Source organism: Sphaerisporangium sp. NPDC005288 (genome assembly GCF_040607475.1).
GTDB classification, from domain to species: Bacteria; Actinomycetota; Actinomycetes; order Streptosporangiales; family Streptosporangiaceae; genus Sphaerisporangium; species Sphaerisporangium rhizosphaerae.
Window position 1 is genome coordinate 117,628 of record NZ_JBEXGT010000007.1, and the last position, 23,968, is coordinate 141,595.

19 protein-coding genes are annotated in these 23,968 nt (G+C 73.1%); 11 read left to right on the top strand and 8 right to left on the bottom strand.

What is annotated here, in order from left to right; all coding sequences use genetic code 11:
- Positions 1-4: 4 nt before the first annotated feature.
- Both ABZU32_RS09610 and ABZU32_RS09615 read right to left on the bottom strand, forming a co-directional pair.
- A complete protein-coding gene (locus tag ABZU32_RS09610) occupies positions 5-817 on the bottom strand; it encodes an ABC transporter permease (protein WP_354919544.1) in 813 nt (270 codons plus the stop codon).
- The gene (locus ABZU32_RS09615) at positions 814-1,797 is read right to left on the bottom strand and encodes an ATP-binding cassette domain-containing protein (RefSeq protein ID WP_354850986.1); all 984 of its coding nucleotides are present in this window, start codon (positions 1,795-1,797) and stop codon (positions 814-816) included. Before ABZU32_RS09615 ends, ABZU32_RS09610 begins: the two co-directional genes overlap by 4 nt.
- Positions 1,798-1,984: 187 nt before the next feature.
- Between ABZU32_RS09615 and ABZU32_RS09620 the strand changes: the two genes are divergently transcribed.
- Together ABZU32_RS09620 and ABZU32_RS09625 are read left to right on the top strand one after the other, a co-directional pair.
- The gene (locus ABZU32_RS09620; protein WP_354850989.1) at positions 1,985-2,500 is read left to right on the top strand and encodes a PH domain-containing protein; all 516 of its coding nucleotides are present in this window, start codon (positions 1,985-1,987) and stop codon (positions 2,498-2,500) included.
- 212 nt (positions 2,501-2,712) lie between these two features.
- Entirely contained in the window at positions 2,713-4,296 is a 1,584-nt protein-coding gene (locus ABZU32_RS09625; RefSeq protein ID WP_354919547.1) for a PH domain-containing protein, read from the top strand.
- Between the two features lie 411 nt (positions 4,297-4,707).
- Here the strand turns inward: ABZU32_RS09625 and sepH are convergent, their stop codons facing one another.
- On the bottom strand, positions 4,708-7,497 hold the full coding sequence (sepH, locus tag ABZU32_RS09630) for a septation protein SepH (protein ID WP_354919550.1): 2,790 nt from the start codon (positions 7,495-7,497) through the stop codon (positions 4,708-4,710).
- A 530-nt stretch (positions 7,498-8,027) separates the two neighbouring features.
- Between sepH and ABZU32_RS09635 the strand changes: the two genes are divergently transcribed.
- A complete protein-coding gene (locus ABZU32_RS09635) occupies positions 8,028-8,984 on the top strand; it encodes a hypothetical protein (protein ID WP_354919553.1) in 957 nt (318 codons plus the stop codon).
- 28 nt (positions 8,985-9,012) lie between these two features.
- Here ABZU32_RS09635 and ABZU32_RS09640 read toward each other — a convergent pair whose 3' ends face one another.
- Both ABZU32_RS09640 and ABZU32_RS09645 read right to left on the bottom strand, forming a co-directional pair.
- Positions 9,013-10,293, bottom strand: coding sequence for a D-arabinono-1,4-lactone oxidase (locus tag ABZU32_RS09640; protein WP_354850999.1), 1,281 nt, complete (start codon positions 10,291-10,293; stop codon positions 9,013-9,015).
- Between the two features lie 190 nt (positions 10,294-10,483).
- Positions 10,484-11,698 carry an MFS transporter gene (locus ABZU32_RS09645; RefSeq protein ID WP_354919555.1) on the bottom strand — a complete coding sequence of 405 codons (1,215 nt, stop codon included), beginning with the start codon at positions 11,696-11,698 and terminating at the stop codon, positions 10,484-10,486.
- A 134-nt stretch (positions 11,699-11,832) separates the two neighbouring features.
- Here ABZU32_RS09645 and ABZU32_RS09650 point away from each other — a divergent pair, with 134 nt between their 5' ends.
- Complete coding sequence (locus tag ABZU32_RS09650) at positions 11,833-13,425, top strand: lytic murein transglycosylase (RefSeq protein ID WP_354919558.1); 1,593 nt, start codon at positions 11,833-11,835, stop codon at positions 13,423-13,425.
- Positions 13,426-13,545: 120 nt separating this feature from the next.
- Here the strand turns inward: ABZU32_RS09650 and ABZU32_RS09655 are convergent, their stop codons facing one another.
- Positions 13,546-14,514 (bottom strand): ferrochelatase, encoded by a 969-nt coding sequence (locus tag ABZU32_RS09655; protein WP_354919561.1) that lies wholly within the window; start codon positions 14,512-14,514, stop codon positions 13,546-13,548.
- Between the two features lie 241 nt (positions 14,515-14,755).
- On the opposite strand from ABZU32_RS09655, the gene ABZU32_RS09660 reads away from it, so the two are divergent.
- Together ABZU32_RS09660 and ABZU32_RS09665 are read left to right on the top strand one after the other, a co-directional pair.
- A complete protein-coding gene (locus ABZU32_RS09660; RefSeq protein ID WP_354919563.1) occupies positions 14,756-16,741 on the top strand; it encodes a S9 family peptidase in 1,986 nt (661 codons plus the stop codon).
- Positions 16,738-17,553 (top strand): inositol monophosphatase family protein, encoded by an 816-nt coding sequence (locus tag ABZU32_RS09665; protein WP_354919566.1) that lies wholly within the window; start codon positions 16,738-16,740, stop codon positions 17,551-17,553. The genes ABZU32_RS09660 and ABZU32_RS09665 overlap by 4 nt, the downstream gene beginning before the upstream one ends.
- A 95-nt stretch (positions 17,554-17,648) precedes the next feature.
- Here the strand turns inward: ABZU32_RS09665 and ABZU32_RS09670 are convergent, their stop codons facing one another.
- Positions 17,649-17,813 carry a hypothetical protein gene (locus ABZU32_RS09670; protein WP_354851015.1) on the bottom strand — a complete coding sequence of 55 codons (165 nt, stop codon included), beginning with the start codon at positions 17,811-17,813 and terminating at the stop codon, positions 17,649-17,651.
- A 324-nt stretch (positions 17,814-18,137) separates the two neighbouring features.
- Here ABZU32_RS09670 and ABZU32_RS09675 point away from each other — a divergent pair, with 324 nt between their 5' ends.
- The 5 genes from ABZU32_RS09675 to ABZU32_RS09695 all read left to right on the top strand — a co-directional run bounded on the left by ABZU32_RS09675 (position 18,138) and on the right by ABZU32_RS09695 (position 23,581).
- Positions 18,138-18,791 (top strand): response regulator transcription factor, encoded by a 654-nt coding sequence (locus ABZU32_RS09675; protein WP_354851018.1) that lies wholly within the window; start codon positions 18,138-18,140, stop codon positions 18,789-18,791.
- A gap of 419 nt (positions 18,792-19,210) precedes the next feature.
- Positions 19,211-20,488, top strand: a complete 1,278-nt coding sequence (locus ABZU32_RS09680; RefSeq protein ID WP_354919764.1) for a HAMP domain-containing sensor histidine kinase — start codon at positions 19,211-19,213, stop codon at positions 20,486-20,488.
- Positions 20,489-20,763: 275 nt separating this feature from the next.
- Positions 20,764-21,063, top strand: coding sequence for a DUF4193 domain-containing protein (locus ABZU32_RS09685; protein WP_114029376.1), 300 nt, complete (start codon positions 20,764-20,766; stop codon positions 21,061-21,063).
- Between the two features lie 16 nt (positions 21,064-21,079).
- Complete coding sequence (locus tag ABZU32_RS09690) at positions 21,080-21,913, top strand: hypothetical protein (protein ID WP_354919569.1); 834 nt, start codon at positions 21,080-21,082, stop codon at positions 21,911-21,913.
- 255 nt (positions 21,914-22,168) lie between these two features.
- A complete protein-coding gene (locus ABZU32_RS09695) occupies positions 22,169-23,581 on the top strand; it encodes a trehalose-6-phosphate synthase (RefSeq protein WP_354851025.1) in 1,413 nt (470 codons plus the stop codon).
- 24 nt (positions 23,582-23,605) lie between these two features.
- On the opposite strand, the gene ABZU32_RS09700 is transcribed toward ABZU32_RS09695, so the two are convergent.
- A complete protein-coding gene (locus ABZU32_RS09700; RefSeq protein WP_354851027.1) occupies positions 23,606-23,911 on the bottom strand; it encodes a DUF4235 domain-containing protein in 306 nt (101 codons plus the stop codon).
- Between the last annotated feature and the right edge of the window lie 57 nt (positions 23,912-23,968).

The window sequence follows — 23,968 nt, forward strand, 5'->3', positions numbered from 1 at the left end:
GATCTCAGCCGCGGGAGCGGAAGGCGCGCAGGGACAGGGGGGCGAAGACGAGGGCGATGCCGAGCCCCCAGGCCAGCGAGATCATCGCGTGGCCGGCCACCGGTCCCCCGCTGAGCAGGCCGCGGACCGCGTCGGCCAGATGGGTGACGGGGTTGACCTCGACCCACCGCTGCAGCCATTCGGGCAGCGTCTTGGTGGGGACGAAGGCGTTGGAGGTGAAGGTCAGCGGCATCATCACCGAGAACGCGATGATCTGCACCTTCTCGGGCTCGGAAGCGGTCAGGCCGATCAGGACCGACAGCCAGGACATCGCCAGGGCGAAGCCGAGCAGCAGGGCCAGCGCGCCCAGCACCCCGGCGAACCCGGTGTGGACGCGGAACCCCAGCACGGTGCCGAGGCCCACGAACAGGGCGAATGCCCACACCTGCTTCAGCGTGTCGGCGACGATGCGGCCCGCCAGCGGCGCCGACCGCGCGATCGGCAGGCTGCGCAGCCGGTCGAACACGCCCTTGTTGATGTCGGTGCTCAGCCCGATGGCGGTGGTCAGCGTGGCGAACAGCATGTTCTGCACCACCAGCCCCGGCAGCGAGAACTGGAGGTACTCGGAGGTGGACCCGGAGATCGCCCCGCCGAACACATAGGTGAACAGCAGCAGGAACATGATGGGCTGTACCGACAGGTCCAGGAGCTCCATCGGGTTGTGCTTGATCTGCACCAGGCTGCGCCAGGCGAGCGTCATGGTGTGCCGGAACGCGGCGGCCGGGCCGACGCGGGCGGCGATGGCGGGCGCTGGAACGACCTCGGTCAGCGTGGTCACGCGGGCACCTCTTCCTTCTGCTCGGTGTGCCGCGCGGAGGTGTCGTCCTCGACGGCGCGGTGGCCGGTCAGGGCCAGGAACACCTCGTCGAGGCTGGACTTGCGCAGGCTCAGCTCGGAGGCCACCACACCCAGATCGTCCAGGCGGCGCACGATCGCGGGCACCACCTTGGGGTCATTGACGTTCACGGTCGCGAGGCCCCCGCTCACCTCGGGCCGCGCCCCGATCACGTCGGTGATCACATCGGCCACCAGGCGGATGTGCTCGCCGAGCAGGGGCCGCACCTGGAGGACCTGCGCGCCGGTGGTGGCCTTCAGCTCGTCGGAGGTGCCGGAGGCGATGACGCGGCCGTGGTCGAACACCACGATGTCGTCGGCGAGCTCGTCGGCCTCCTGAAGGTACTGCGTGGTGAGCAGCACGGTGACGCCCTCGGCCATCAGGCCGCGCACGACCTCCCACAGCTCGGTGCGGCTGCGCGGGTCGAGGCCCGTGGTCGGCTCGTCCAGGAACAGCACCTGGGGCCGGCCGACGAGGCTCGCCGCCAGGTCGAGGCGGCGGCGCATGCCCCCCGAGTAGGTCTTGGCGGCGCGCCCGCCGGCGTCGGTCAGGTCGAACCGTGACAGCAACTCCTCGGCGCGCCGCCGCGCGCCCGCGCGGGAGACGCCGAGCAGCCGGCCGATCATCACGAGGTTCTCCACGCCGGTCAGCGTCTCGTCCACGGCGGCGTACTGCCCGGTGAGGCCGATGAGGGAACGGACCTTGTGCGCCTCGCGGGCGACGTCGAAACCCCCGACGGACGCCCGGCCCGCGTCGGGCCTGAGCAGGGTCGCGAGGATCCGCACGGCGGTCGTCTTGCCGGCGCCGTTCGGGCCGAGAACACCCAGCAGCCGGCCTTCGGGGACGACGAGATCGACCCCGTCGAGCGCGCGCGTCTCGCCGTAGTGTTTCACCAGGCCTTCCGCCTGGACCGCATATCGCATCGCTTCGAGCTCCTCAAGTGAAGGGGGAAAGGCCGTCACTCTCGGCTCGCGGCCCGGGTGACTGACCAGAATTCTGCTGGACGGCACTGACATTTCCCTGAGGACCGACCATCGCCCGGCTCCGGCCGCTGACAGATCGCTGACACCGCCACGTCCGCGCGATAGGGGATCTCGTTAGGCTGGGGACGTGACTGCTCCCCTGCGTGATCCCGCTCACCGCGTCTCGCGCCGCGCGATCACGCTGTGGCTGCTGGAGGCGCTCGTCGGGTACGTCCTGCTGGTCGGGGGCACCGCTCTGGTGGCGTCCTGGATCTCCGGTTCCGGCTGGTCCTGGGTGCCGCTGTGGATCCGCGAGCACATCTGGTGGCTGCCCGGGGTGCTCGGCGTCGTGGAGCTTCCGTTCATAGTGATCGAGCCACTGTGGCGGTACGCCGTCCACCGATGGGAGTTCGCGGACGACGTCGTCTACGCCAGGTCCGGGTGGTTCAGCCGCCAGTGGGTGTTCGTGCCGGTCAGCCGCATCCAGACGGTGGACAAGGAGCAGGGCTGGTTCGAGCGCCTTCTGGGTCTGGCCACGGTCGAGATCCGCACGGCGTCCTACGCCGGTTCGTCGACCATCAAGGGCCTCGACTTCACCGTGGCGGCCCGGCTGGCCGAGGACCTCGCGCACCGGGCCCACGAACTGAGGGACGACGCCACTTGACCGAGGATCCCGCTCCCCGCGACGAGCCGTCCCAGCCCTCGCACCGTCCCGTCCCTCCAGGTCCGGCCGGTCCGGCCGGTACGACTGACCCCGCCGGCCCCGCCGGCCCCGCCAACCCCCTCAGCCCCCTCAGTCCTGGAAGTCCTAAGCCTCCGGGGCCTCCCGGGCCTCCTGGAGGGCCTGCGGATGGGGCATGGGGGGCGCCGTCGCGGGTGAGCCCGCTGGTGCTGCTCACCGATCTGGCGCGCATGCTGCCTTCGCTGTTCTTTCCCCTGATGGGCGTGCTGTTCGTGGGCGGCTTCTCACCGTCGTCGTTCCTCTGGGCCGCCTTCGGCGTCGTCGGGTCGATCGGGTACGCCGTGGTGCGCTGGGTCACCTTCACCTTCCGGGTCGCCGGTGACCGGCTGGAGATCACGCGGTCCCTGGTGAGCCGATCGGTCCGGACGATCCCGCTCCACCGTGTCAGGGGCGTGGACGTCACCACCCCGCCTCTGCACCGCCTCTTCGGCCTCGCCGTCGTCCGCATCGACACCGGCGCGGGCGGAGGTGACAAGCAGGAGGGCGAACTGGACGGGCTCCCCTTCGCCGAGGCCGGACGCCTGCGCGAGGTGCTCCTGCGGCGCAGCCGTGCCGCGCGGCACGATGCCGACCCCGCGGCCGCGGCGGGCGGAGTGGGCGCGGCGGGTGCGACGGGTGCGACGGCCAGGGCGGACCTCGAGGACATGGCGGGCACGACCGGCACGGCGGGCGCGGGGGGCACGGCGGGTGCGGCGGCGTCCGGCTCCGTTCCCGGGGCCTGGCCCGCGCCGATGGCCACCCCCGTCAGCGAGCCGGAGCAGGTGTACGCGCGGGTTCCCTGGCGTTGGCTGCTGTACGGCCCGCTGTCCGGGGCGTTCCTGTTCACCCCGTTCGCCCTGCTGGGCGGCGCCGTCGGCCTGGCGTTCCAGTGGGGCAACGAGTTCGGCCTGAGCGAGCGCGCCGCCATCGGCGTGGGGGAGTGGCTGTGGCACCGGCCCCTCCTGCTCGTCGCGGTCGCCATTGCACTGGTGCTGGCGATGCCGGTGGCCGGGGCCGTCATGTACGCGGTCTTCAACTGGCACTTCACGCTGAGCCGGCGCGGCTCCTCGCTGGTGGCCGAACGGGGGCTGATCACACGGCGCAGCGTGGCGCTCGAACACGCCAGGATCCGTGGTTACGAGATCGCCGACGGTGTCCTCGAGCGGCGCGTGAAGATCGTGCGACTCTGGGCGATCGTCACCGGCCTCGGCGACTCCCGGACACGAGGCCAGTTGCTCCCCGTCGCGCCGCGTGACTTCGCCGTCCGCGTGGCGGCCGAGGCGATCGGCCCCTTCGGCGCGGCGCTGCGTCCGCACCCCCCGAAAGCACTGCAGCGGCGGCTCTTCCGCGCCGTGGCCCCCGGCGCCGCCGTCGCCGTGGTCGCCTTCCTGCTCGGCTGGGTCGTGGTCGGCGTCGTCGCGGTCGTCGTCGCCGCGCTCGGCGTCCCCCTCGGGCTCGACCGCTATCGCTCGCTCGGCCACGCCTACGACGGCGCCCGCCTTGCCGTGCGGTCCGGGTCGCTGCCCCGGTCGCAGGCCGTGGTGGAACGCCGAGCCGTGGTGGGCTGGACTCTGCGGCAGACCTGGTTCCAGCGGCGGTCAAGGGTCCTGACGGTCATCGCCGGCGTCGGCGCCGGAAGCGGAGGCTACGCCGCGATCGACACCGGCGAGGAACAGGGCGTCCGATTCGCCGCCGAGGTCACCCCCGACTGGATCACCCCCTTCACCGCCGAGCGCTGAACCGACGAACGCCTCCAAGTTCGAGGCCCAGCTCACCGGTCCACCAGCCGGCCCCCACTCAAGGTCGAAGCTCACCGGGCCGTCGGCGGACCGCTTTTAGTCGAGGTCGGCGGGGTCGTCGGTCGGCCTGCCCAAGGTCGGTTCTCACCGGGCCGTTGGTCGGCCCCACTCAAGGTCGGAGCTCGCCAGGCCGTCGGTCGGTCCGCCTTGAGTCGAGGTCAGTGGGGCCGTCGGTCGGCCTGTCCAAGGTCGACTTTCACCGGGCCGTGGGCCGACCGGCCCGAGGTCGAGGTCCGCGGGCCGTCGGTCGGTGAAGGGTGAGCCGGCCGGGGGAGTGGGCGCAGGTTCTGGCAGGCCCTCCGGTTGGGGGCCGGTGGACCTGCCATGGGGCGGTGCCGTTGGGTGGTGAGGTCAGTCCTGGCGGCGGGCGCCGAACATGATCTCGTCCCAGGTGGGGACGGAGGCACGGCGGCCACGCGACCCCTTGCGCGCGGGCCGCGGCTTGGGAGCCTGCGGAGGCACGGCGGGCTCGGCGGCCTTCGGCTCCTTCTCCGGCTGCTCGGCCTTCTCGGGTTCGGCGGCGGCCGCGGGACGGTCGGCCGCCTCGCCGCTGGTGCGCGCCGCCGGGACGGCGACCGCGGCATCCTCCGCCTCGGCCTTCCTGGCGGCCGCCGACTTCTTGGCGCCGGGCGCCGGCCGGGCCACCGGAGCGGCCGAGGGCGCGGGTCGCGCGACCGGCGCCGCCGAGGGGGCCGGTCGGGCGACCGGGGCGGCCGTGGGTGCGGGCCGGGCGACCGGGGCGGCCGTGGGTGCGGGCCGTGCCACTGGGGCGGCCGTCGGTGCCGGGCGTGGCACAGGGGCGGCGGTCGGCGCGGGCCGGGCCACCGGGGCCGCTGCGGGAGCGGGTTCGGCGACGGTCGCCGCGGCCGCTGGGGCGGGAGCCGCTTGGGGAGCGGGCTGTGCCACCGGTGCGGCGGGCACATCCTGCCGCGCGGCCTCGCTTTCGGGCCGCTCCGCATCGGCCGACGTCCGCTCGGTGTCGGCCGCGTCCGGCGCGACGGTCGTGGCCGACTCGGCCGACGGCGTCCGCGTGCCTTGGGCGGCCGGGATGGCGGCCTCCCGGCGCGTCTCGTCCGCCGGCGAAGCAGCCGAGGCCGCATCAGGCTCCGCTGTGGCGGCCGGGGCCGCCGGGGCGCTGATGGCCGGTGCCGCCGGCACGTTCGCGGCGGCCTGCTGAACGGCGGTCTGCTGAACGGCGACCGGCTCGGCCGGGTCCGTCTGTACGACCGGGTTCGCCTGCGCGGTCGAATCGCCCTGCGAGGGCGAATCCGCCTCGACGGGTCGCTGAGCGTGCGCCGGTTCCGTCCGGGCGGTGGCCTGCGCGTTCGTAGCGGGTTCGGCGTGCGCCGTCGGCTGAGCGTGCGGAGCCGGTTCCGTCTGGGCGGTCGGCTGAGCGTGCGCGGCTGGTCCGGGCTGGGCCGTCCGCTGGGTGTTCGCGGGCTCCGCCTGGGCGGTGGGCTGCGCGTGCGTGGCGGGCTGCGTCTGGACGGCCGGCCGCGTGTCGGGGGCCGAGTCGGCGTGCGCGGCCGACTGCGCGTGCGGGGCTGGTTCCGTCTCAACTGTGGTCTCAGCCCGGGCGACGGGCCGCGCCGTCATCGGGGCGGGCGCGTCGTGGGGCTGGCCGGCTGCCGGGTTCTGGGAACCCTCGGACGCGGCGAGTGCCGTCAGGTACGGCTCGGCCGTTTCGGTGGCATGCCGCGGCTGCTCCTGCTCGGACTCCAGGCGCTCGTGCTGCCGCTGCTCGTGCTGCGCCTGCTCGTGCCGAAGGTGCTGGACGTGCGCCGGGTCGTAGGCGGGCACCGGCTCGGCGTGGGACGGCGCGGCCGGCTCCTGGCGGTAGGCCGCCGGTTCGCCCTGCCGCGGGGTGGCGGGCTCGCGCGGATCCGCCTGTGCGGGCTGGCGCGGATCCGCGTGTGCGGGCTCGCGCAGGTCCGTACGCACAGGCTCGCGCAGGTCCGTACGCGCAGGCTCGCGCAGGTCCGTACGCGCAGGCTCGCGTGGGCCGGCCTGCGTGGAGTCGCGTGGTTCCGTACCTGCCGGTTCGCGTGGGTACGACTGCGCGGGCTCGCGCAGGTCGGCCTCTGCGGAGGCGCGCGGGGACGCGGGCGCGGGCTGCGGGAACTCGTGGAGATCGGCGCGTGACGGCTCCGCAGTGGGCGCCTGGCGGGCGTGCGGGGGGAGGGCCGAGTAGGTGGGCTCGAGGCGATCGCCGCGCGGCGGCTCCTGGTGGATGCGCGCGGACTCCGAGTAGGGCCGGGGTGCCTCGGGGGAGGTCCGTGGCGCCTCAGGATGGGGCCGGAAGGCGTCCGGGTGGTCGCGGGAAGACTCCTGGTGGGGCCGGGAAGCCTCTGCGCCGGCGCGGGAGACTTCGGGGCGCGAGTGGTCGCCGTGGTCGCGGGGGAACTCCGCCCGCGGCTGCTCCGGGTGGTCGCGCAGGCCGGAGTCGTATCGCGGGACGCCGGGCAGGGATGAGGGCGCCTCGACCGGGATGGCCGGGACGGGCGCGAGCTTGGCGGCGAGCCTAGGCACGAACGGCGTCACCGTCGCTTCCTCGGAAGGCTCGACGTACTCGGTGGCCGACAGCCGCAGCGCCTCGTCGTCGTAGGGGGTGACATGGCGCCGCCGCAGGTCGAACAGCCACTCGGCGCTGCGGGTGTGACCGTTCCAGACGAAGCCCAGCTTGATGCGCCACAGGCCGTCGTCACGCTTGCAGGAGTCCCAGTCGATCTCGTCGGCGGGCACGCCGCGGCGGCTCAGCCGCTCGGTCACGAGTTCGCCGAGGGTGGGTCCGGGGGTGGACTCGCCGGGCAGTCGCACGGCGACGCGCTGAGCCTGCTGCGCGGTGTACTCGCGTTCCTGCAGAACCGGTCCTTCGAACCAGCGGACACGCTCCACCGGAATACCCGCGGTGGCGGCGATCTCCTCCGCGGTCTCCCCCGCACGGATGCGGGCCTGGATCTCCTTGGGGCGCAACGGACTCTCCACTTCGATCTCGTACTGGCCGAGACGGGAGAAGTTGCCGCGGACCGCCGCTCGGAGCCGTTCGTCGACAGGAAGCGTGAACCGCGTACCCCTGCCGGCCGTGGCCAGCACGAGGTATGTTCCGTCCTCGCTCACCGCGACGAGTCGGAGCTCCTGCATGCGAGTCCCTTCGTCGTCGTGCTCAATCTTCCCCCGGACCCTTGAGTCTCTCGCGTGAGCCGGTTGCCTGCCAGCACCGTACCCGGCATGTCCGAACATCGCCTTCCTCAAAGACGCGGGAAGCGATGAGAGGCGGTTCAAATGTCGCATTCACCCTATCCACCGGCTGCTCGATATGCAGCAAACGGGGTTAGGCGTCCTTCCCAGATTCTCGCGAATCACGCGACTCCGCACCCTCCACTTCACTGAACGGACACCGGATCGGCATGGAGCGGTCCGTCCCGCGGTGCGCCGGGGGACGGGCGAGCGGGGACGGTGAGAAGCGGTCGATCGCCGATTGACCGGCCAAAACAGGGTGAAATGGTTGTTTCGTTCCATCCCGGATAGAAGCGATGCGGCGGTGTTCCGATCTCTCCGGCGCGCCCCGAGAGGCCCCGTGCCGCGCGCGGCCACGGCGGCGCCGTCGCGGGGAGGCCGGGGGGAGCGGGCCGCCGTGAACGCGGGACGACGAACGGCGGGCGAGGAGACCGATGGGCGACAAGCAAGGGCTGGACCTGAGCGCACCGCAGATCGCGGGCAGTGCACTGGCGGCGGCCACGGCGGCCGTGGCGGCGTCCTTCCTCGGGGTCCACGGGACGGTGATCGGGGCGGCGCTGGCCAGCGCCGGCACCACGGTCGGCAACGCGATCTACACCCACTACATCCACCGCACGAAGGACCGGCTCCTGGAGGCGCACTCGCTGATCACCGGGCAGCGGGAGAGCGACGAACTGGCCGAGCGGGCCGAGGAGAGGGTGGTCGCGCGGGCCGGAGACGAGGGGCTGGCGACGGCCGTGCACGCCACCGTCCGCGATCACGGGCCGGCCGATCTGCCCGTCGGCGCCGGCGACCCGGTGCGGCTGAGCGGGCGCGACGGGGAGCCCGTCCGGCTGGCCGGGGGCGACGGGGATTCCCATCCGGCCGGCGGGAATGACGGCGATTCGCTTCCTCCGCACCGGAAGACGGGACGCAGGCCGCTCTGGGTGACGATGATCGCCGCGGCGGTGGCCACCTTCGGGCTGAGCATGGGCGGGATCGTGGCCTTCGAGCTGGTCAGCGGCAAGCCGCTGACCGCGACCGTGCACGGCGCGCAGGGCTCGGGGACGAGCTTCGGCGGAACGGTGTCCGATCGGGAAGACCCCTCGCCGACGCCGTCCGCTCCCGGAGAGGAATCCGGCAAGGCGCCGGCGGGCGAACCTTCAGCCGGCGGGTCCGCCGAGCCGACCACGGACGAGTCAGGGCAGACCGGCGGAGGCTCGCAGAAGCCGTCGGTCGAGCCGTCGGACGTCGCGTCGCCGCAGAGCACCGGCGGCGCCACCGGGGGGCCGACCGCCGACCAGGACACCGGCGGTCAGCGAGACTCCTCGGGCAGGACGGACGGAGGCTCCGGCACCTCCGGCACCGGCACCTCGGGAACCTCGGACGGCTCGGCGGTCACTCCCAGGTAGGGGCCACCGGCGGCGACGGGATCCGGCGTCAGCCGAGGACGCCGGTCAGGTAGTCGTTGGCGAAGAGGCGGCCCGGATCCAGTTCATCGCGCAGGGCCGTGAAGTCGGTGAAACGCGGATAGACCGTCGCTAGATAGGCGGCGTCCCGGGTGTGCAGCTTCCCCCAGTGCGGGCGCCCGCCGAGCCGCGTCATGATCGCTTCGACGCCCTCGAAGTACGCGGGGTTGGGCGTCGGGCGGTAGACGTGGCAGGCGATGTACGCCGACTCCCTGCCGTACGCCGTGGACAGCCACGCGTCGCTGGGCGGGGTGACCCGCACCTCGATGGGGAAGGTGATCAGCCAGTCGCTGAGCTCGATGAGGTCGCGGGTCTCGCGCAGCGCCTGGCCGAGCCGCTCGCGCGGGATCGCGTACTCCATCTCTAGAAAGCGCACATTGCGCACGCTGGTGAACACCTTGTACGCCTTGTCGGTGTGACAGGAGGCGGACAGCGCGCCCGCGGAGATGCCGTTCAGCGTGGGGATCGCGTCCGGGAAGCGCCCGCCGACCGCGCACAGCGCGTGGAAGAGCGTGTTCTCCATGAAGACGCTGTCCAGCCAGTGTCGCAAGGCGCCGGGCGGTGCGGCGGGGCCGGGCGTGCGGTTGTTGCGCTTGGTCAGGCAGGTGTCGGTGTGCGGCAGCCAGAAGAAGTCCAGGTGCTCGTTCTCGCCGGTCATCTCCGGAAGGGAGTCGAGCATCTCGCCCAGCGCCATGGGCCGCCGGTCGCTGCGCAGCAGGAACGACGGCTCGACCTTGAACGTGACCGCCGTGAGGATGCCGAGCGCGCCGAGACCGACCCGGGCCGCGTCGAACAGGTCACCATGGGACACCGTGACGACCGATCCGTCGGCGAGCACCATCTCCAGCTCGGTGACCTGGTCGGCCAGGCCGCCGACGTCGCGGCCGGTGCCGTGGGTGCCGGTCTGGATCGCGCCGGCGACGGTCTGCTCGGTGATGTCGCCCATGTTGGCGAGCGCGAGCCCCCGCCGGTCGAGCTCCTCGTTCAGCACGCGCAGCGGCGTGCCGGCCGCGACCCGCACCCGGCCGTCGCCGGCCTCCTGGACGCCGGTGAGCGCGTCCGGCCGCAGCAGGATGCCATCGGTGATCGCCACTCCGGTGAAGGAGTGCCCGGTGCCGACCATGCGGACCCGCAGGCCGCGCGCGGCGGCGTCCCGCACGGCCTGGGACACCTCGCCGGCGGAGGCGGGGGTGCGGACCTCGGCGGGGACGGCGGACTGGTTGCCGGCCCAGTTGCGGAAGACGGCCTTCATGCACGAGCACGATAACCACGTGGCACGCCGAAGACCAGAGATGTGAGCGGCTCTCATGTGCGGCGCCCGCGGCCGGATCCGCCGGCCTCGCCGCCGGGCTCCGGCGCCGCCGTCGGGCTTCGGCCCCGCGACGAACGCGAACGGGACGCGGGGGGCCGGGGCGGCGGAGGCCGGAGGGCGGGGGCGGAGATCAGGTGGCAGGAGAGGTGGCCTCGGCATGGCCGGCCTCGGGCGTGCGCAGCAAGGTGCTGCCGCCGAGGCCGATCGCCACGGCCAGCAGTGCGCACACGAACGAGAACGCGTAGGCGTTGGACGCGCCGAAGGCGTCGGTCAGCCGCCCCGCCGCCCAGGCGCCGATGGCGACGCCGAAGCCGACCGCCGTGGACACCCACGACATGCCCTCCGTGAGCAGGTGACCCGGCACCAGCCGCTCGATCAGCGCGTACCCGGTGATGATCGTGGGGGAGATGGCCAGCCCGGCGAAGAACAGGGCGATCGCCATGACCTTGATGTCCCCGATGAGCAGGATCGGCGTCAGGCCGGCGGCGAACACCGCGATGCCGCGCGTGAACCGCCGGCGCAGCGAGATGCGCCAGTGCCGCGACCCGTACCAGAGCCCGGAGACCATGCTGCCGCCCGCGAACGACCCGAGCAGCAGGCCGGAGGCCGCCTTGGCGCCGTGGTCCTCGGCGAAGGCCACGGTGATCAGGTCGACCGACCCGAAGACCGCGCCCATCGCCAGGAACACGCACGACAGCAGCGCGACGCCGGGGATGGTGATCGGGCTGCCGGACTGCGCGTGCGCCGGGCGCACGGGCGGCTCGGTGCCGCGCTGCAGCGAGAACGCCACCGTGCCGACGACGGTGGACACCAGGGCCAAGATCAGACCTGCGTACAGGTTCACCAAGGTGGTCAGGCCGGTGACCAGGGCGGGACCGGCCACGAAGATCACCTCGTCGGCCACCGACTCGAACGAGAACGCCGTGTGCAGCTTGGCGGAGCGGCCCAGGATGTGCGACCAGCGGGCCCGCACCATCGAGCCGAGCGAGGTCGCGGCCCCGCCGACGACCACGGCCGACACGAACAGCGCCCACATGGGCGCGCCCAGGGCGGTGCACAGCATGAGCACGATCAGCGCGGCGCCGTGCAGCAGCACCAGCGGCATGAGTACCCTGGCCTGGCCGAAGCGGTCGACCAGCCGTCCGGACAGCGGGGCGGCGACCGCGTAGGCGATGGCGACCGTCGCCGAGATCGCTCCCGCGGTCGCGTACGAGCCGGTGAGGGCCGAGATGAGCAGCACGATGCCGATGCCGAGCATCGACATGGGCATCCGCCCGACGAACCCGGCGATCACGAAGCCTCTGGTGCCGGGCGCGCTGAACAGATCTCGATACGGCCCGACCACGATCTCGCCCCTTTCGCACGCCCCCGGCGCACGTCTTACGGTGTCGCATCACCTTCGCGCACCATCGAAGCGCGGCTCAAGTGATTTTCCGGCAACGTACACGAATACGGACTCCTGGGGCTAACGTGGGTCAAGTGTCCCCTCCCCCTCGGCCGCTGCCGGCGCGCGCCGTCATGGCCGGGCTGGCACTGCTGATCGTCCTCGGCGTCGCGGCCGGGGGGGCCTTCCTGGTCAGCCGTGGCACGGCCGGCGCCGTTCCCGCCGCCGCCCGCACCCGACTGGCCGGCGTCGGGGACCTGTCCACGCAGGTGTCGCCGTTCCCCGTCCTCACGCCGGGCCCGATCGTGGCCGGGTCGCCGCTCCCGTCCTCCGCCGCCACCGTCCCGGACGGCCGCACCGGCCTCAGGACGACCGCGGACCCGAGCACGACGGCGAACCCCATGGTGACCCCGGATCTCACGACGACCGCGGCTCCGAGAACCACCGTCGACCCCAGGACGAGCCCGGGACCGATCATGACGGCGGGACCTAAGAGGACGGCGGGGCCTCAGAGCAACACGGGACCGAAGAGCAACAAGGGACCGAAGACGACGACCTCCACGCGCGGTCCCGACACGAACGCCGGTCCCGACACGAACGCCGGTCCCGAAGCGACCGCCAGGCCTACGACGACCCCTTATCCCGAGGCGACCGCCTCCGGCTCGGCAACGTACGAGCGGGTGGCCGCCACGCCGCCCCGGCTGATCGCCGTGGCCCGCACGCCGGTGACCGAGGCGGCGCTGCGGCGGATCGCCGCGCTGAAGTACGTCGGCAAGGTGACGCTGGCCGACGCCGGGGCGGTGCGCTTCTCCACGGCCACGCTGAACCTGCTCGCCGTCGACCCGGCGGAGTTCCGCCCGTGGGCGCCGAAGGCCGTGGCCGAGGAGCCCGAGGTGTGGAGCGCGCTGGCGCGCGGGGAGTTCATCGCCGAGTCGAGGACGGCCGGCCGCTACCTGCTTCAGCTCGGCGGCGAGTACGAGGCGGGCGCCGGTTCGCGGCTGCGCGTCGCCGCGTCGGCGCCGTTCGGGCTGCCGGGCGTCGACGGGCTGGTCGGCAAGGAGGTGGGCCGCGCGCTCGGCCTGGTCCCCGGTGTGGCGGTTCTCGTGCACACCCCGGCGGGCAAGGCGGCGGCCGTGGGCGCGCGGGTGAGGCGGCTGCTGGGCGCGGGCGCACAGGTGGTGGTGGTCGGCGCCCGGAGCGCGGCCGGCACGCCCGTGCCGGTGGCCCCGCCGAGCGCGGCGCCGAGCGCGGTGCCGAGCACCGCCCCGCTGACGGCGCAGGCCCAGCCGGGGACCTACCGGGTCGGCCGGCCGGCCGGCTACCTGGACCTCTACAAGCTCTCGGCCCAGGGCTGCCCCGGGCTGTCGTGGACCGTCCTGGCCGCCATCGGGCAGGTCGAGAGCGGCCACGGGCGCAACAACGGCCCGTCCTCGGCGGGCGCGCTCGGCCCGATGCAGTTCATGCCGGCCACCTGGAAGGCCTACGGCGTGGACGGCGACGGGGACGGCAGGTCCGACATCTGGAGCCCGTACGACGCCGTGCCCGGCGCCGCCCGCTACCTGTGCGCCAACGGCGCCGGGCAGGGCGGCGCGAAGCTCCGCTCGGCGGTCTTCCGCTACAACCACTCCTGGGACTACGTGAACAAGGTCCTCGGCATCGCCGACGCCTACGCCCGCGCCTACGCCTGAGCGCGGCGCCCACGCCGGCGCCTACGCCTTACTGCGGCGCCCACGCCTGAGGGTGGGCCTGCGCCCTTGCCTGAGCGCGGGACCTGGCGCCCGCGGTTCGCCTGAGCGCGAGGCCCGCGCCTACGCCTGGGGGCGGGGGCGGGGGCGGGGGGCGGGACAGCAGGTGGCGAGGCAGGCCGCGGGCTCGGGTTCGTCCAGCAGTTCGCGGACCATGGAGACGAACCGCGGATGGGTGCCGGCCGTCGCGGCGCGGGTGAGGTGCATGCCGAGGTCGCGGGCGACGGCGGCGGCCTCGGTGTCGAGGTCGTAGACGACCTCCATGTGGTCGGAGACGAACCCGATGGGCACCAGCACCACGGCGCTCGTGCCGCCCTCGTGCAGGGCGGCGAGGTGGTCGCACACGTCGGGTTCCAGCCACGGCACCTGGGGCGGGCCGCTGCGGCTCTGCCACACCAGGTCCCACGGCCGGTCGCCGGCGACCAGCGCGGCGGCGGCGCGCAACTGGGCCTCGTACGCCCCGCCGGACGGGCCGGAGGAGGCCGCCATGGACACCGGGATGCTGTGGGCGGTGAAGACCAGCCGGGCGGCGTCGCGGTGCTCCTGGGGGAGCCGTTCGACGGCCTCGCGGGTGTGGTCGGTCATCGCGGCGATGAAGCCGGGGTGGTCGTAGTAGTGGCGCAGCCGGACGATCTCCGGAGCGCCGGGGACCTCGGCCCTGGCCCGGGCGATGTCGTCCAGGTACTGACGGCAGCTGGAGTAGGAGCTGTAGGCGGCGGTGATGAAGGCCGCCGCGCGGGTGACGCCGTCGGCGGCCATCTTGCCCAGCGTGTCGCGCAGGAACGGGTGCCAGTTGCGGTTGCCCCAGTAGATCGGCAGGTCCACCTCGGGCCGCAGCGCCTCGATCAGGTCGCGGCACTGCTGATTGATCGGGCTGACGCCGCCGAAGCCCTGGTAGTGGGCCTCCACCTCCAGCAGCCGCTCGCGGGGGACGCCCCGGCCGCGGACGACGTTCTCCAGGAACGGCATGACGTCTTCGGGCTTCTCGGGCCCGCCGAAGGAGACGATCAGCAACGCGTCGTAACGAGCCATGCCTCCATCCAACCCCATCGCGCGGGATGCGGCGTCGACGAGCACCGTGCGAAGGCGAGGCGGCGCCGGCGCGAGGCGCGGAGGGAGGGGTGTGCGGCGGCGCGAGGCGTGAAGGGCAGGCTCTGCGGCGCTGACGTCGGCGCGGGCGCGGGGCGCGAAGGGAGGGCTCTACGGCGCCCGCGCGGGGCGGGGTGGGTGTGGTGCTGGGGCGGCGGCGGGAGAGGGGGGTAGGTTCGGGGAAGTGAGCCTCTTCAAGGACATACGCCAATTTGTCGCCATTCCCCGAGTGCTGTCGCTGCAACTGTCCCCGGACGGGTCCCGGCTGGTGTCCGTCGTCCAGTCGCTGAACCCCGATGGGAAGTCCTACGGAACCTCCATCTGGCAGGTGCCGGTCGAGCCCGAGGGTGAGGCGTTCCGGCTGACCCGCTCGGCCAAGGGGGAGACCGGCGCCCGGTTCACCCGGGACGGCGACCTGCTGTTCGTGTCGCGGCGTCCCGACCCGGACGTCAAGGACCAGCCCGAGGACGAGGTGCCCGCGCTGTGGCTGCTGCCCGCCAAGGGCGGCGAGGCGCGCAGGGTGGCCGACCGGCCCGGCGGCATCGGCGCCGTCGAGACCGCGGGCGACGGCGTGGTCTTCACCGCGGACGTGCTCGACGGCGACGCCGCCTCCGAGGCCGAGCGCCGCAAGGCCAGGAAGGACGCGGGGATCAGCGCGGTCCTGCACGAGGGATATCCCGTCCGCTTCTGGGACCACGACCTCGGCCCCGCGCGGACGCGGCTGTTCGCCGCCGCGCTCCCGGCGCTCGCCGAGCCGCGCGATCTGACCCCCGACCCGGGTGGCGCGCTGCAGGAGGTCTCCTTCGCGCTCACCCCCGACGGCTCCACCGTCGTCACCTCCTGGGGCGTGCCGCTGCCGACCGGCGGCGTCCGGTTCGAGCTGGTGGCGATCGACGTGGCCACCGGCGAGCGGCGCACCCTGGTGTCCGACCCCGCCCTCGAGGTCGCGGGACTGGTGACCGTCTCCCCGGACGGCCGTCACGTCGCCTGCCTGATGATGCGCCCCGGCGCCGTGGACCGGCCGGTCGAGTACACGGTGTGGATCGGTCCCCTGGACGCCGGGCAGGACGGTGGGCAGGCGAGCACCGTCGCCCTGCCGGCCGCGGGCCTCGCCTGGGCGCCCGACTCGGGCTCGCTCTACGTCGCCGCCGACGACCACGGCAGGCGCCCGATCTTCAAGGTGAGCCTGTCCGGCGAGCACGAGCGCCTCACCCCGCCCGACGGCGCCTACCAGGAGCTGTGCCCCTCGCCCGACGGGCGGCGCCTGTACGCGCTGCGCAGCTTCCCCGACGCCCCGCCCGCCCCGGTCAGCATCGACCTGGGAGACGGCGGGATCACCGAGCTGCCGTCCCCGGCCCCGAAGGTCGAGATCCCCGGGACGCTCACCGAGGTGTCCGCGGTCGCCGACGACGGCGTGGAGATCAGGGCCTGGCTCGCGCTGCCCGCCGGCGCCTCGGCGGACAACCCCGCGCCGCTGCTGCTGTGGGTCCACGGCGGCCCGATGGCGAGCTGGAACGACTGGATGTGGCGCTGGAACCCCTGGATCATGGCCGAGCACGGCTACGCCGTCCTGATGCCCGACCCGTGCATGTCCACCGGGTACGGGCAGGACATGATCGCGCGCGGCTGGGGCAAGTGGGGCCCGCGCACCCATGCCGACCTGATGGCGGTCACCGACGCGTGCGTCGCCCGCCCGGACATCGACGGCGGGCGCACGGGCATGATGGGCGGGTCCTTCGGCGGCTACATGGCCAACTGGATCGCCGGGCACACCGACAGGTTCCGCGCCGTCGTCACGCACGCCTCACTGTGGAACCTCGAGCAGTTCGCCGGCACCACCGACGCCTCCGACTACTGGGAGCGGGAGTTCGGCCCGGTCGGCGGCGATCTGTACCGGGAGCTGTCGCCGCACCACTGGCTCGGCGAGATCACCACCCCGATGCTGGTGATCCACGGCGACAAGGACTACCGCGTGCCGATCGGCGAGGCGCTGCGCCTGTGGTGGGACCTGCGCAGGTCGCAGGTGGAGTCGAAGTTCCTGTACTTCCCCGACGAGAACCACTGGATCCTCAAGCCGGGCAACGCGGTCGCCTGGTACGAGACCGTGCTGGCCTTCCTTGGTCAGCATGTGCTCGGCGAGGAGTGGAAGCGCCCGGAGTCGGTCGCATGACCGACTTCCTGCGGCTGGCCGCCGACATCGCGCGCGAGGCGGGGGACATGCTGCTCGCCAAGCGCACCGCGCGCCCGGAGGCGATCGAGACCAAGTCCAGCAGGACCGACGTGGTCACCGCCCTGGACCGCGCCTCCGAGGAGCTGATCAGGCAGCGGGTCAGGGCCGAAAGGCCGCATGACGCCTTCCTCGGCGAGGAGGAGGGCGAGACGGCGGGCGCCGAGACCGGTGAAGGCCGCGTCCGCTGGATCGTCGACCCCATCGACGGCACGGTCAACTTCATGTACGGCCTGCCGGATTGGGCGGTCAGCATCGCCGTGGAGGTCGACGGGGAGGTGGTCGCCGGCGTGGTGAACGTGCCGCCGCGCGGCGAGCTGTACGCGGCGGCCAAGGGCGGCGGGGCCGAACTGCTGCGCGAGGGCGTCGCGGCCGAGCGGCTGCGCTGCACCGCCGGGGTGCCGCTCGCCGAGGCGCTGATCGCCACCGGGTTCGGCTACCTGCCCGAGCGGCGGGCCGTCCAGGCCGAGGTGCTGACGCGGGTGCTGCCGGTGGTGCGCGACATCCGCCGGGGCGGGTCGTGCGCGGTGGACCTGTGCTCGGTCGCGGCCGGGCGGGTGGACGGGTACTACGAGCGGGGCCCGCAGATCTGGGACTTCGCGGCCGGCGGCCTGATCGCCGTCGAGGCGGGGGCCAGGATCGGCGGGCTGAACGGGCGGCCGCAGAGCCGCAAACTGACGCTGTGCGCGGCGCCCGGCCTGTTCCAGGACCTGCACGACCTGCTCGTCCCGCTGAACCCCGAGCGGGACCTGTAGCCCGGCGCCGCCGGACGTCCGCGCGGCTCCCCGGCATGCGAAGGGCCCGCCCCGTGGGTGGGGGGCGGGCCCGGCGCCGTGGGCGAGGAGGCCGGTCAGGTCTGGATCGGCACGCCGTTGTCGACGGCGATCCGGCGCAGATCCTCTATCTCGGCGGTGAGAGTGTCGGCGAGGAAGTCGTCGCCGCTCGTGCGCGCCTCCTGGAGACCTTTATAGGCCTGGTCGAGCCGGTATGTGATCGTGCTGGTGAACTCGCCCATCTCACCTTCTTTCTCGAGGGGCGAAGGAGCAGTGTGGCCACCTACCGCCTGGGGAGAGCACAAGGTCTTCCCCGGCCATGTGAGTGGGTCTTGCGGGTCTACCCACCGCTCTGTCGCGCTTAAACCCACCATGCCTTATGTCCGGGGTGTGCTTTATGTCACGCGTCCGGCGCACGGTGGACGAGTGCTTACCATGCGCTTAAGCCGGATGTGGCAAGAATGGGCCTGCGCGGGGTACGGCCACGGGCGCGGGAAGCGCAGCCGCCCGGCCGTGGAGCAATGACCGATCGCGCGAGGTCGCGACTAGCAGGAGGTGCCAGGGCCGTGCGAGTGCTTGTGGTGGAAGACGAGCGGGTGCTCGCGGACGCGATCGCGACGGGGCTGCGCCGGGAGGCGATGGCCGTCGACGTCGCCTACGACGGCGCCGGCGCGCTGGAGCGCACGGGGTACATCGACTACGACGTGATCGTGCTGGACCGCGACCTGCCGAAGATCCACGGCGACGAGGTGTGCCGGCGCCTGGTGGCCGGCCGCACCGCCTCGCGCATCCTGATGCTCACCGCGTCGGGCGAGGTGGACGACAAGGTCGAGGGCCTGGAGCTCGGCGCCGACGACTACCTGGCCAAGCCGTTCGCCTTCATGGAGCTGGTGGCCCGCGTGCGGGCGCTCGGCCGCCGCTCCGCCCCGGCGCTGCCGCCGGTGCTGGAGCGCTCGGGCGTCCGCCTGGACCCGGGCAAGCGCCTGGTCACCAGGGACGGCAACGAGATCGCGCTGACCAAGAAGGAGTTCGCCGTCCTCGAGGAGCTGATGCGGGCCGAGGGCGCCGTCGTCAGCCAGGAGGACCTGCTCGACAAGGCCTGGGACGAGAACATCGACCCCTTCACCAACGTGGTGCGGGTCACGATGATGACGCTGCGCAAGAAGCTCGGCGAGCCGGCGGTGATCGAGACGGTGCCGGGAGTGGGTTACAAGCTGTGAGCGAGGAACACGACGCGGCGCGGGACGCCGAGGCCGGGCGTCCCACCTTCGCCGCTCCCCAGCCGGTCATCGTCCCGCCCGGTTCCCCGCTGCCCGCGGGCGCCGAGGACGCCGGCGCCGCGCCGGGACCGGCGGCCCTGTCGGTCCGCGCGGGCGCCCAGAACGCCGCGCAGGTCCGTACGGGTTCCCAGAAGGCCGCGCCGGTCCGCGAGCGCGCCCAGAACGCGGCGCCGGTCCGCGCGGGCGGGCAGGGCACGGCGGCGGCGGGGCAGCGGCCGGCCGGCTCACCGCCGCGCGCGGCCACGGCCACCCCCGTCGCCCAGCCCTCGCCCTCGGCGGGCGCCGCCGAGCCGGGCCCCCGCGTCCCCGCGCAGCCCGACAAGACGCAGGCCGCCTGGGGAGGCGGCCGGCGGAGCGAGGTGTTGCCGTCCGAGGGCGGCCGCCAGCCGTTCCGCCCCAAGGCGGCGCCTCCGCCGCCGAGCGGGCCGCCCGCCTGGGACGGGCCGCCGCCCATCGCCCCGAGGCCGGTCGCCGAGCACCTCCTGGCCCGGCTGAGGCGGGTCACCGGCCGCATGAGCATCCGGGTGCGGCTGACGCTGACCTACGGCGCGCTGTTCTTCGCGGCGGGCGCGTTGCTGCTCTTCGTGATCTACTCCTTCGTCGGCAAGGCGATCTGGGATTCCTGGCCCGCCTTCCCGTTCGACCTGGAGAACGTCCGGCCCGACTACGCCGCCATCCTCCAGGACAAATGGGCGAACTTCCGCGCCGACACGATCACCGCCGCCCGGCACCAACTGCTGATCAGGTCGCTGCTGGCCCTCGGCGGCGTGGGCATCCTGGCGCTGCTGTTCGGCTACTTCGTCGCCGACCGGGCGCTGCGCCCGATCCAGAAGATGACCGCGACCGCGCGCCGGCTGTCGGAGACCTCGCTGGCGCACGAGCGCATCGACCTCCAGGGCCCCAACGACGAGATCAAGGAGCTCGCCGACACCTTCGACGCGATGCTCACCCGGCTCAACCGGGCCTTCGACGCCCAGCGGCGCTTCGTGGACAACGCCTCCCACGAGCTGCGCACGCCCCTCGCGATCAACCGCACGGTGCTGGAGGTCGCGCTCGGCGACTCGCGCGCCTCGGAGGACCTGAAGGTCCTCGGGCGCACCTTGCTCGGCACCAACGCCAGGAACGAGCACCTCATCGAGGGCCTGCTGCTGCTCGCCCGCAGCGAACGGGAGCTCGCCACCCGCAAGCCGGTCGACCTGCGCGACGTCGGGCAGACCGTGGTCGAGCAGCACGCGTCCTTCGCCGGGGAGACCCAGGTGAGCGTGCACGCCGACCTGCGCCCCGCGCCCACGATGGGCGACCCGGTGCTGCTCGAACGCCTGGTCGCCAACCTGGTGGAGAACGCGATCAAGCACAACATCGGCGAGTCCGGAGAAGTCTGGCTCCGTACGGGAATGGTGGACGGCACTCCGGTTGTTCAGGTGGCCAACACCGGGCCGCACGTTCCCGCGTACGAGGTGGACGACCTGTTCGAACCTTTCAGGCGCCTGCACTCCGACCGCGTGGAATCGGCGCGCGGTGCGGGGCTCGGGTTGTCCATCGTGCGCGCGGTCGTCCGCGCTCACCAGGGGACCGTGAAGGCGATCCCCAGGGAAGGCGGGGGACTGGTGATGACGGTGAGACTTCCGGCGGGCTGATACGGCGGGGGGCGTCTCGTTCGCGCCAGACATGTGGTTGGATGTGCCGTCGAACACGGTGGGTCCTGTCGCCAATGCTTAGGTTTTCGCCATATTTGGCTAACCGTGCGGCGAAGGCGGCAAGACCCTCACGTGTCAGGAGGTTCGTCCACCGTTCCGACGGGGTACCGATTGCAAAATTCCCCGAGAGATGCGGGCACAAGATGGATCGCCCAGACGTTACAGACGCGCGACGCGCGACGCGCACGCAATAGATGAGGGGGATGAATACGCAAATGGCCACCGATTACGACAGCCCGCGCAAGACCGACGACGACCTGAGTGAGGACAGCCTCCAGGAACTCCAGGCGCGGCGGACCGACAAGTCCTCCGGCAGCATCGACATCGACGAGACCGATCTGGCCGAGTCGCTCGAGCTTCCCGGTGCCGACTTGTCCAACGAGGAGCTCTCGCTCCGGGTGATCCCCAGGCAGGCGGACGAGTTCACCTGCTCGCGCTGCTTCCTGGTGCATCACCGCAGCCAGCTCGCCTCTGACAAGGGCGGGCAGCAGATCTGCCGGGAATGCGCCGCCTGAGACTCTTGGAGGGTCCGTGACATCTGGAACGGATCGAACACCGCAGGACCAGCCCGGGCGGCCGGAGCTCCCGCCCCCGGGGGACCAGACCGGAGCGGAAGCCGAGGTCGCCGAGCTCGTCGGCAAGCTTTCCGGCGGCGGCGACATTGACGGGGCCGAGCGGCGACGGCTGCTCGGCCGCCTCAGCGCGGCGCTCATGACGGCCCAGAAGCGGGCCCGCAGGTCGGGCGCCGCGCGGGGCCGCTGGCTCGCCGACATGTTCGCCGCGATCGCGCCGCGCCTGCCGATCCGCGACCTGGCGACGCTGCAGGAGCACCACTACGGCCTGTCCGGCGACGCGCTCGCCGACGACCTGGTGCGCACCGCGGGCAAGGCGACGATGGCGGTCGGAGCGGTCGGCGGGGTTCTGGCCGCCGCCGAGTTCGCCGCGCCGCCGCTGCTGCTGTCGGCGCCCGCGCAGCTCGTGGCCGAGACGCTCGTCGTCGCCGCCATCGAGGTCAAGCTCATCGCCGAGCTGTACGAGGTGTACGGCGTGCAGGTGCCGGGCAGCGGCAGCCAGCGGGCGATGGCGTTCACCGTCGCCTGGTCCAAGCAGCGAGGGGTCGACCCGCTCGCCCCCGCGTCGGTGCAGGTGGCCCTCGGCGCCGCAGCCAAGGCCGCCCTGCGCAACCGGCTGATGCGCACGCTCGGCCGCCACCTGACCACCTTAGGGCCGTTCCTCACCGGCGCCGTCGCCGGAGGCGCCCTCAACAGGGCCGCCACGAAGCGCCTCGCCGAGGCCGTCCGCAAGGACCTCGGCCGCCAGCTCGCCCTCCCCGCCCCCGACCAGCGCTCCTCCATCACCGACTGACCCCCGTCGACCCCCCGGCCGGCGTCCTTCCCCTCACCGCGACGGCGCCGCGCTCTTCCACCTCCCCGGGCACCGAACGGCCCTCCGCACCGCCGGCCCCCTGACCCCCGGCCACCGGCGCCGCTCCGCACCCCCTCGCCGTGACCCCCGCGAGCCGGTCGATCTCTCTTCCCGCGCCCCGCGCCGTCGCCCGCCTGTGACGCCCGCCACCTGAGGCCCCGTACAGAGAGCCACACCCGGTTTCGTATGGTGGTCATGGACCGATCACAAGGCAACGAGGGAGGACGTGTGCGCAGCTCGTTTCTGATCGTCGCGAACCGGTTGCCCGTGGACAGGACCATCACGGCGGACGGCACCGCCAGTTGGCGGCGCAGTCCCGGGGGCCTGGTCACGGCGATCGCGCCCGTGATGCAACGCCGCGACGGCGCGTGGCTGGGCTGGCACGGGGCTCCCGACGAGGAGCTCAAGCCCTTCGAGCACGACGGCATGAACCTCATCCCCGTCCCGCTCTCGGCCGGCGAGGTCGAGCTCTACTACGAGGGGTTCTCCAACGCGACCCTGTGGCCGCTGTACCACGACGTCGTGGCGACGCCCGTCTTCTCCCGCGTGCTGTGGGACGCCTACCGAGCGGTGAACGAGAGGTTCGCGCGGGCCGCCGCCGACGCCGCGGCCGAGAACGCCGTCGTCTGGATCCAGGACTACCAGCTCCAGCTCGTCCCCTCGATGCTGCGGGCCCTGCGGCCCGACCTGCGCATCGGCTTCTTCCTGCACATCCCCTTCCCGCCCGCCGAGCTGTTCTGGCAGCTCCCCTGGCGGCGCGAGATCCTCGAAGGGCTGCTCGGCGCCGACCTGGTCGGCTTCCAGCGGCCCGGCGGCGCCTCCAACTTCATCCGGCTGTGCCGCCGCCAGCTCGGCCTGCAGAACCAGCGGCAGGAGATCTTCGTCGGCGACCGCACCGTCCGCGCCGAGGCGTTCCCGATCTCGGTGGACTTCGGCGAGCTGGACTCCCTGGTGCGCGAGCCGCACATCCTCGCCCGCGCCAAGGAGATCCGCGCCGAGCTGGGCGAGCCCGAGCACGTCCTGCTCGGCGTCGACCGGCTCGACTACACCAAGGGCATCGGCCAGCGGCTGAAGGCCTTCGGCGAGCTGCTCGCCGACAAGACGATCAGCCCGGGCGAGGCGGTGTTCGTCCAGATCGCCACGCCCAGCCGCGAGCGGGTCGAGAGCTACCGCGCCCTGCGCGACGAGATCGAGCTGCGGGTGGGGCGCATCAACGGCCAGCACGGCGTGCTCGGCGTCCCGCCGCTGAACTACTTCCACCAGTCCTACGACCGCGAAGAGCTGGCCGCCCTGTACTGCGCCGCCGACGTCATGGTGGTCACGCCGCTGCGCGACGGCATGAACCTCGTCGCCAAGGAGTACGTCGCCTGCCGGCACGACCTGCGGGGCGCGCTCGTGCTCAGCGAGTTCGCGGGCGCGGCCGACGAGCTCAAGCACGCCTTCCTGGTCAACCCCTACGACGTCGAGGGGCTCAAGCGGCAGATGGTCGCCGCCATGCGGGCCACCCCGCACGAGCTGTCGCGGCGGATGCGCTCCATGCGCCGCCGCGTCGCCACCTATGACGTCGACCGGTGGGCGGGGGAGTTCCTGGCGGCCCTGGAGCGCTGACCGCCCTACGACCTGACGACCGCCCTACGACCTGACGACGCGCTCGGCCTTCTCGGGGATGGCCTTCCACGCCCGGTACCTCTTGTGGGCCGAGCGCGTCACCACGATGCGGGCGACCTCCATGCCCACGCCCAGCACCACCGCGAAGCCCACCGCCTCGGCGAGGCTGGTCTCCAGCGAGTTGGGGTCGGCAGGCGGCTTCTTGCCGGTGGTCTTCTGCCAGCCGATCTCGATGGCCTTGCGGGTGGCGTACCCGACGCCCAGCGCGACCACCGCGCCGATGAGCCGCCACGCCATGTCGGGCTTCTCGACCTCGTCTGATTTGGCCATGACTTCTCCCCTCGTCGATCTAGATGAACCCTAGCCCCTCGTGCCGGAGGGCGGGGT

Coding starts and splice junctions, on each gene's coding strand:
- ABZU32_RS09615 (WP_354850986.1), bottom strand. CDS start 1,797: ATGCGATATGCGGTCCAGGCGGAAGGCCTGGTGAAACACTACGGCGAG.
- sepH (WP_354919550.1), bottom strand. CDS start 7,497: ATGCAGGAGCTCCGACTCGTCGCGGTGAGCGAGGACGGAACATACCTC.
- ABZU32_RS09635 (WP_354919553.1), top strand. CDS start 8,028: ATGGGCGACAAGCAAGGGCTGGACCTGAGCGCACCGCAGATCGCGGGC.
- ABZU32_RS09640 (WP_354850999.1), bottom strand. CDS start 10,293: ATGAAGGCCGTCTTCCGCAACTGGGCCGGCAACCAGTCCGCCGTCCCC.
- ABZU32_RS09655 (WP_354919561.1), bottom strand. CDS start 14,514: ATGGCTCGTTACGACGCGTTGCTGATCGTCTCCTTCGGCGGGCCCGAG.
- ABZU32_RS09665 (WP_354919566.1), top strand. CDS start 16,738: ATGACCGACTTCCTGCGGCTGGCCGCCGACATCGCGCGCGAGGCGGGG.
- ABZU32_RS09670 (WP_354851015.1), bottom strand. CDS start 17,813: ATGGGCGAGTTCACCAGCACGATCACATACCGGCTCGACCAGGCCTAT.
- ABZU32_RS09685 (WP_114029376.1), top strand. CDS start 20,764: ATGGCCACCGATTACGACAGCCCGCGCAAGACCGACGACGACCTGAGT.
- ABZU32_RS09695 (WP_354851025.1), top strand. CDS start 22,169: ATGGACCGATCACAAGGCAACGAGGGAGGACGTGTGCGCAGCTCGTTT.
- ABZU32_RS09700 (WP_354851027.1), bottom strand. CDS start 23,911: ATGGCCAAATCAGACGAGGTCGAGAAGCCCGACATGGCGTGGCGGCTC.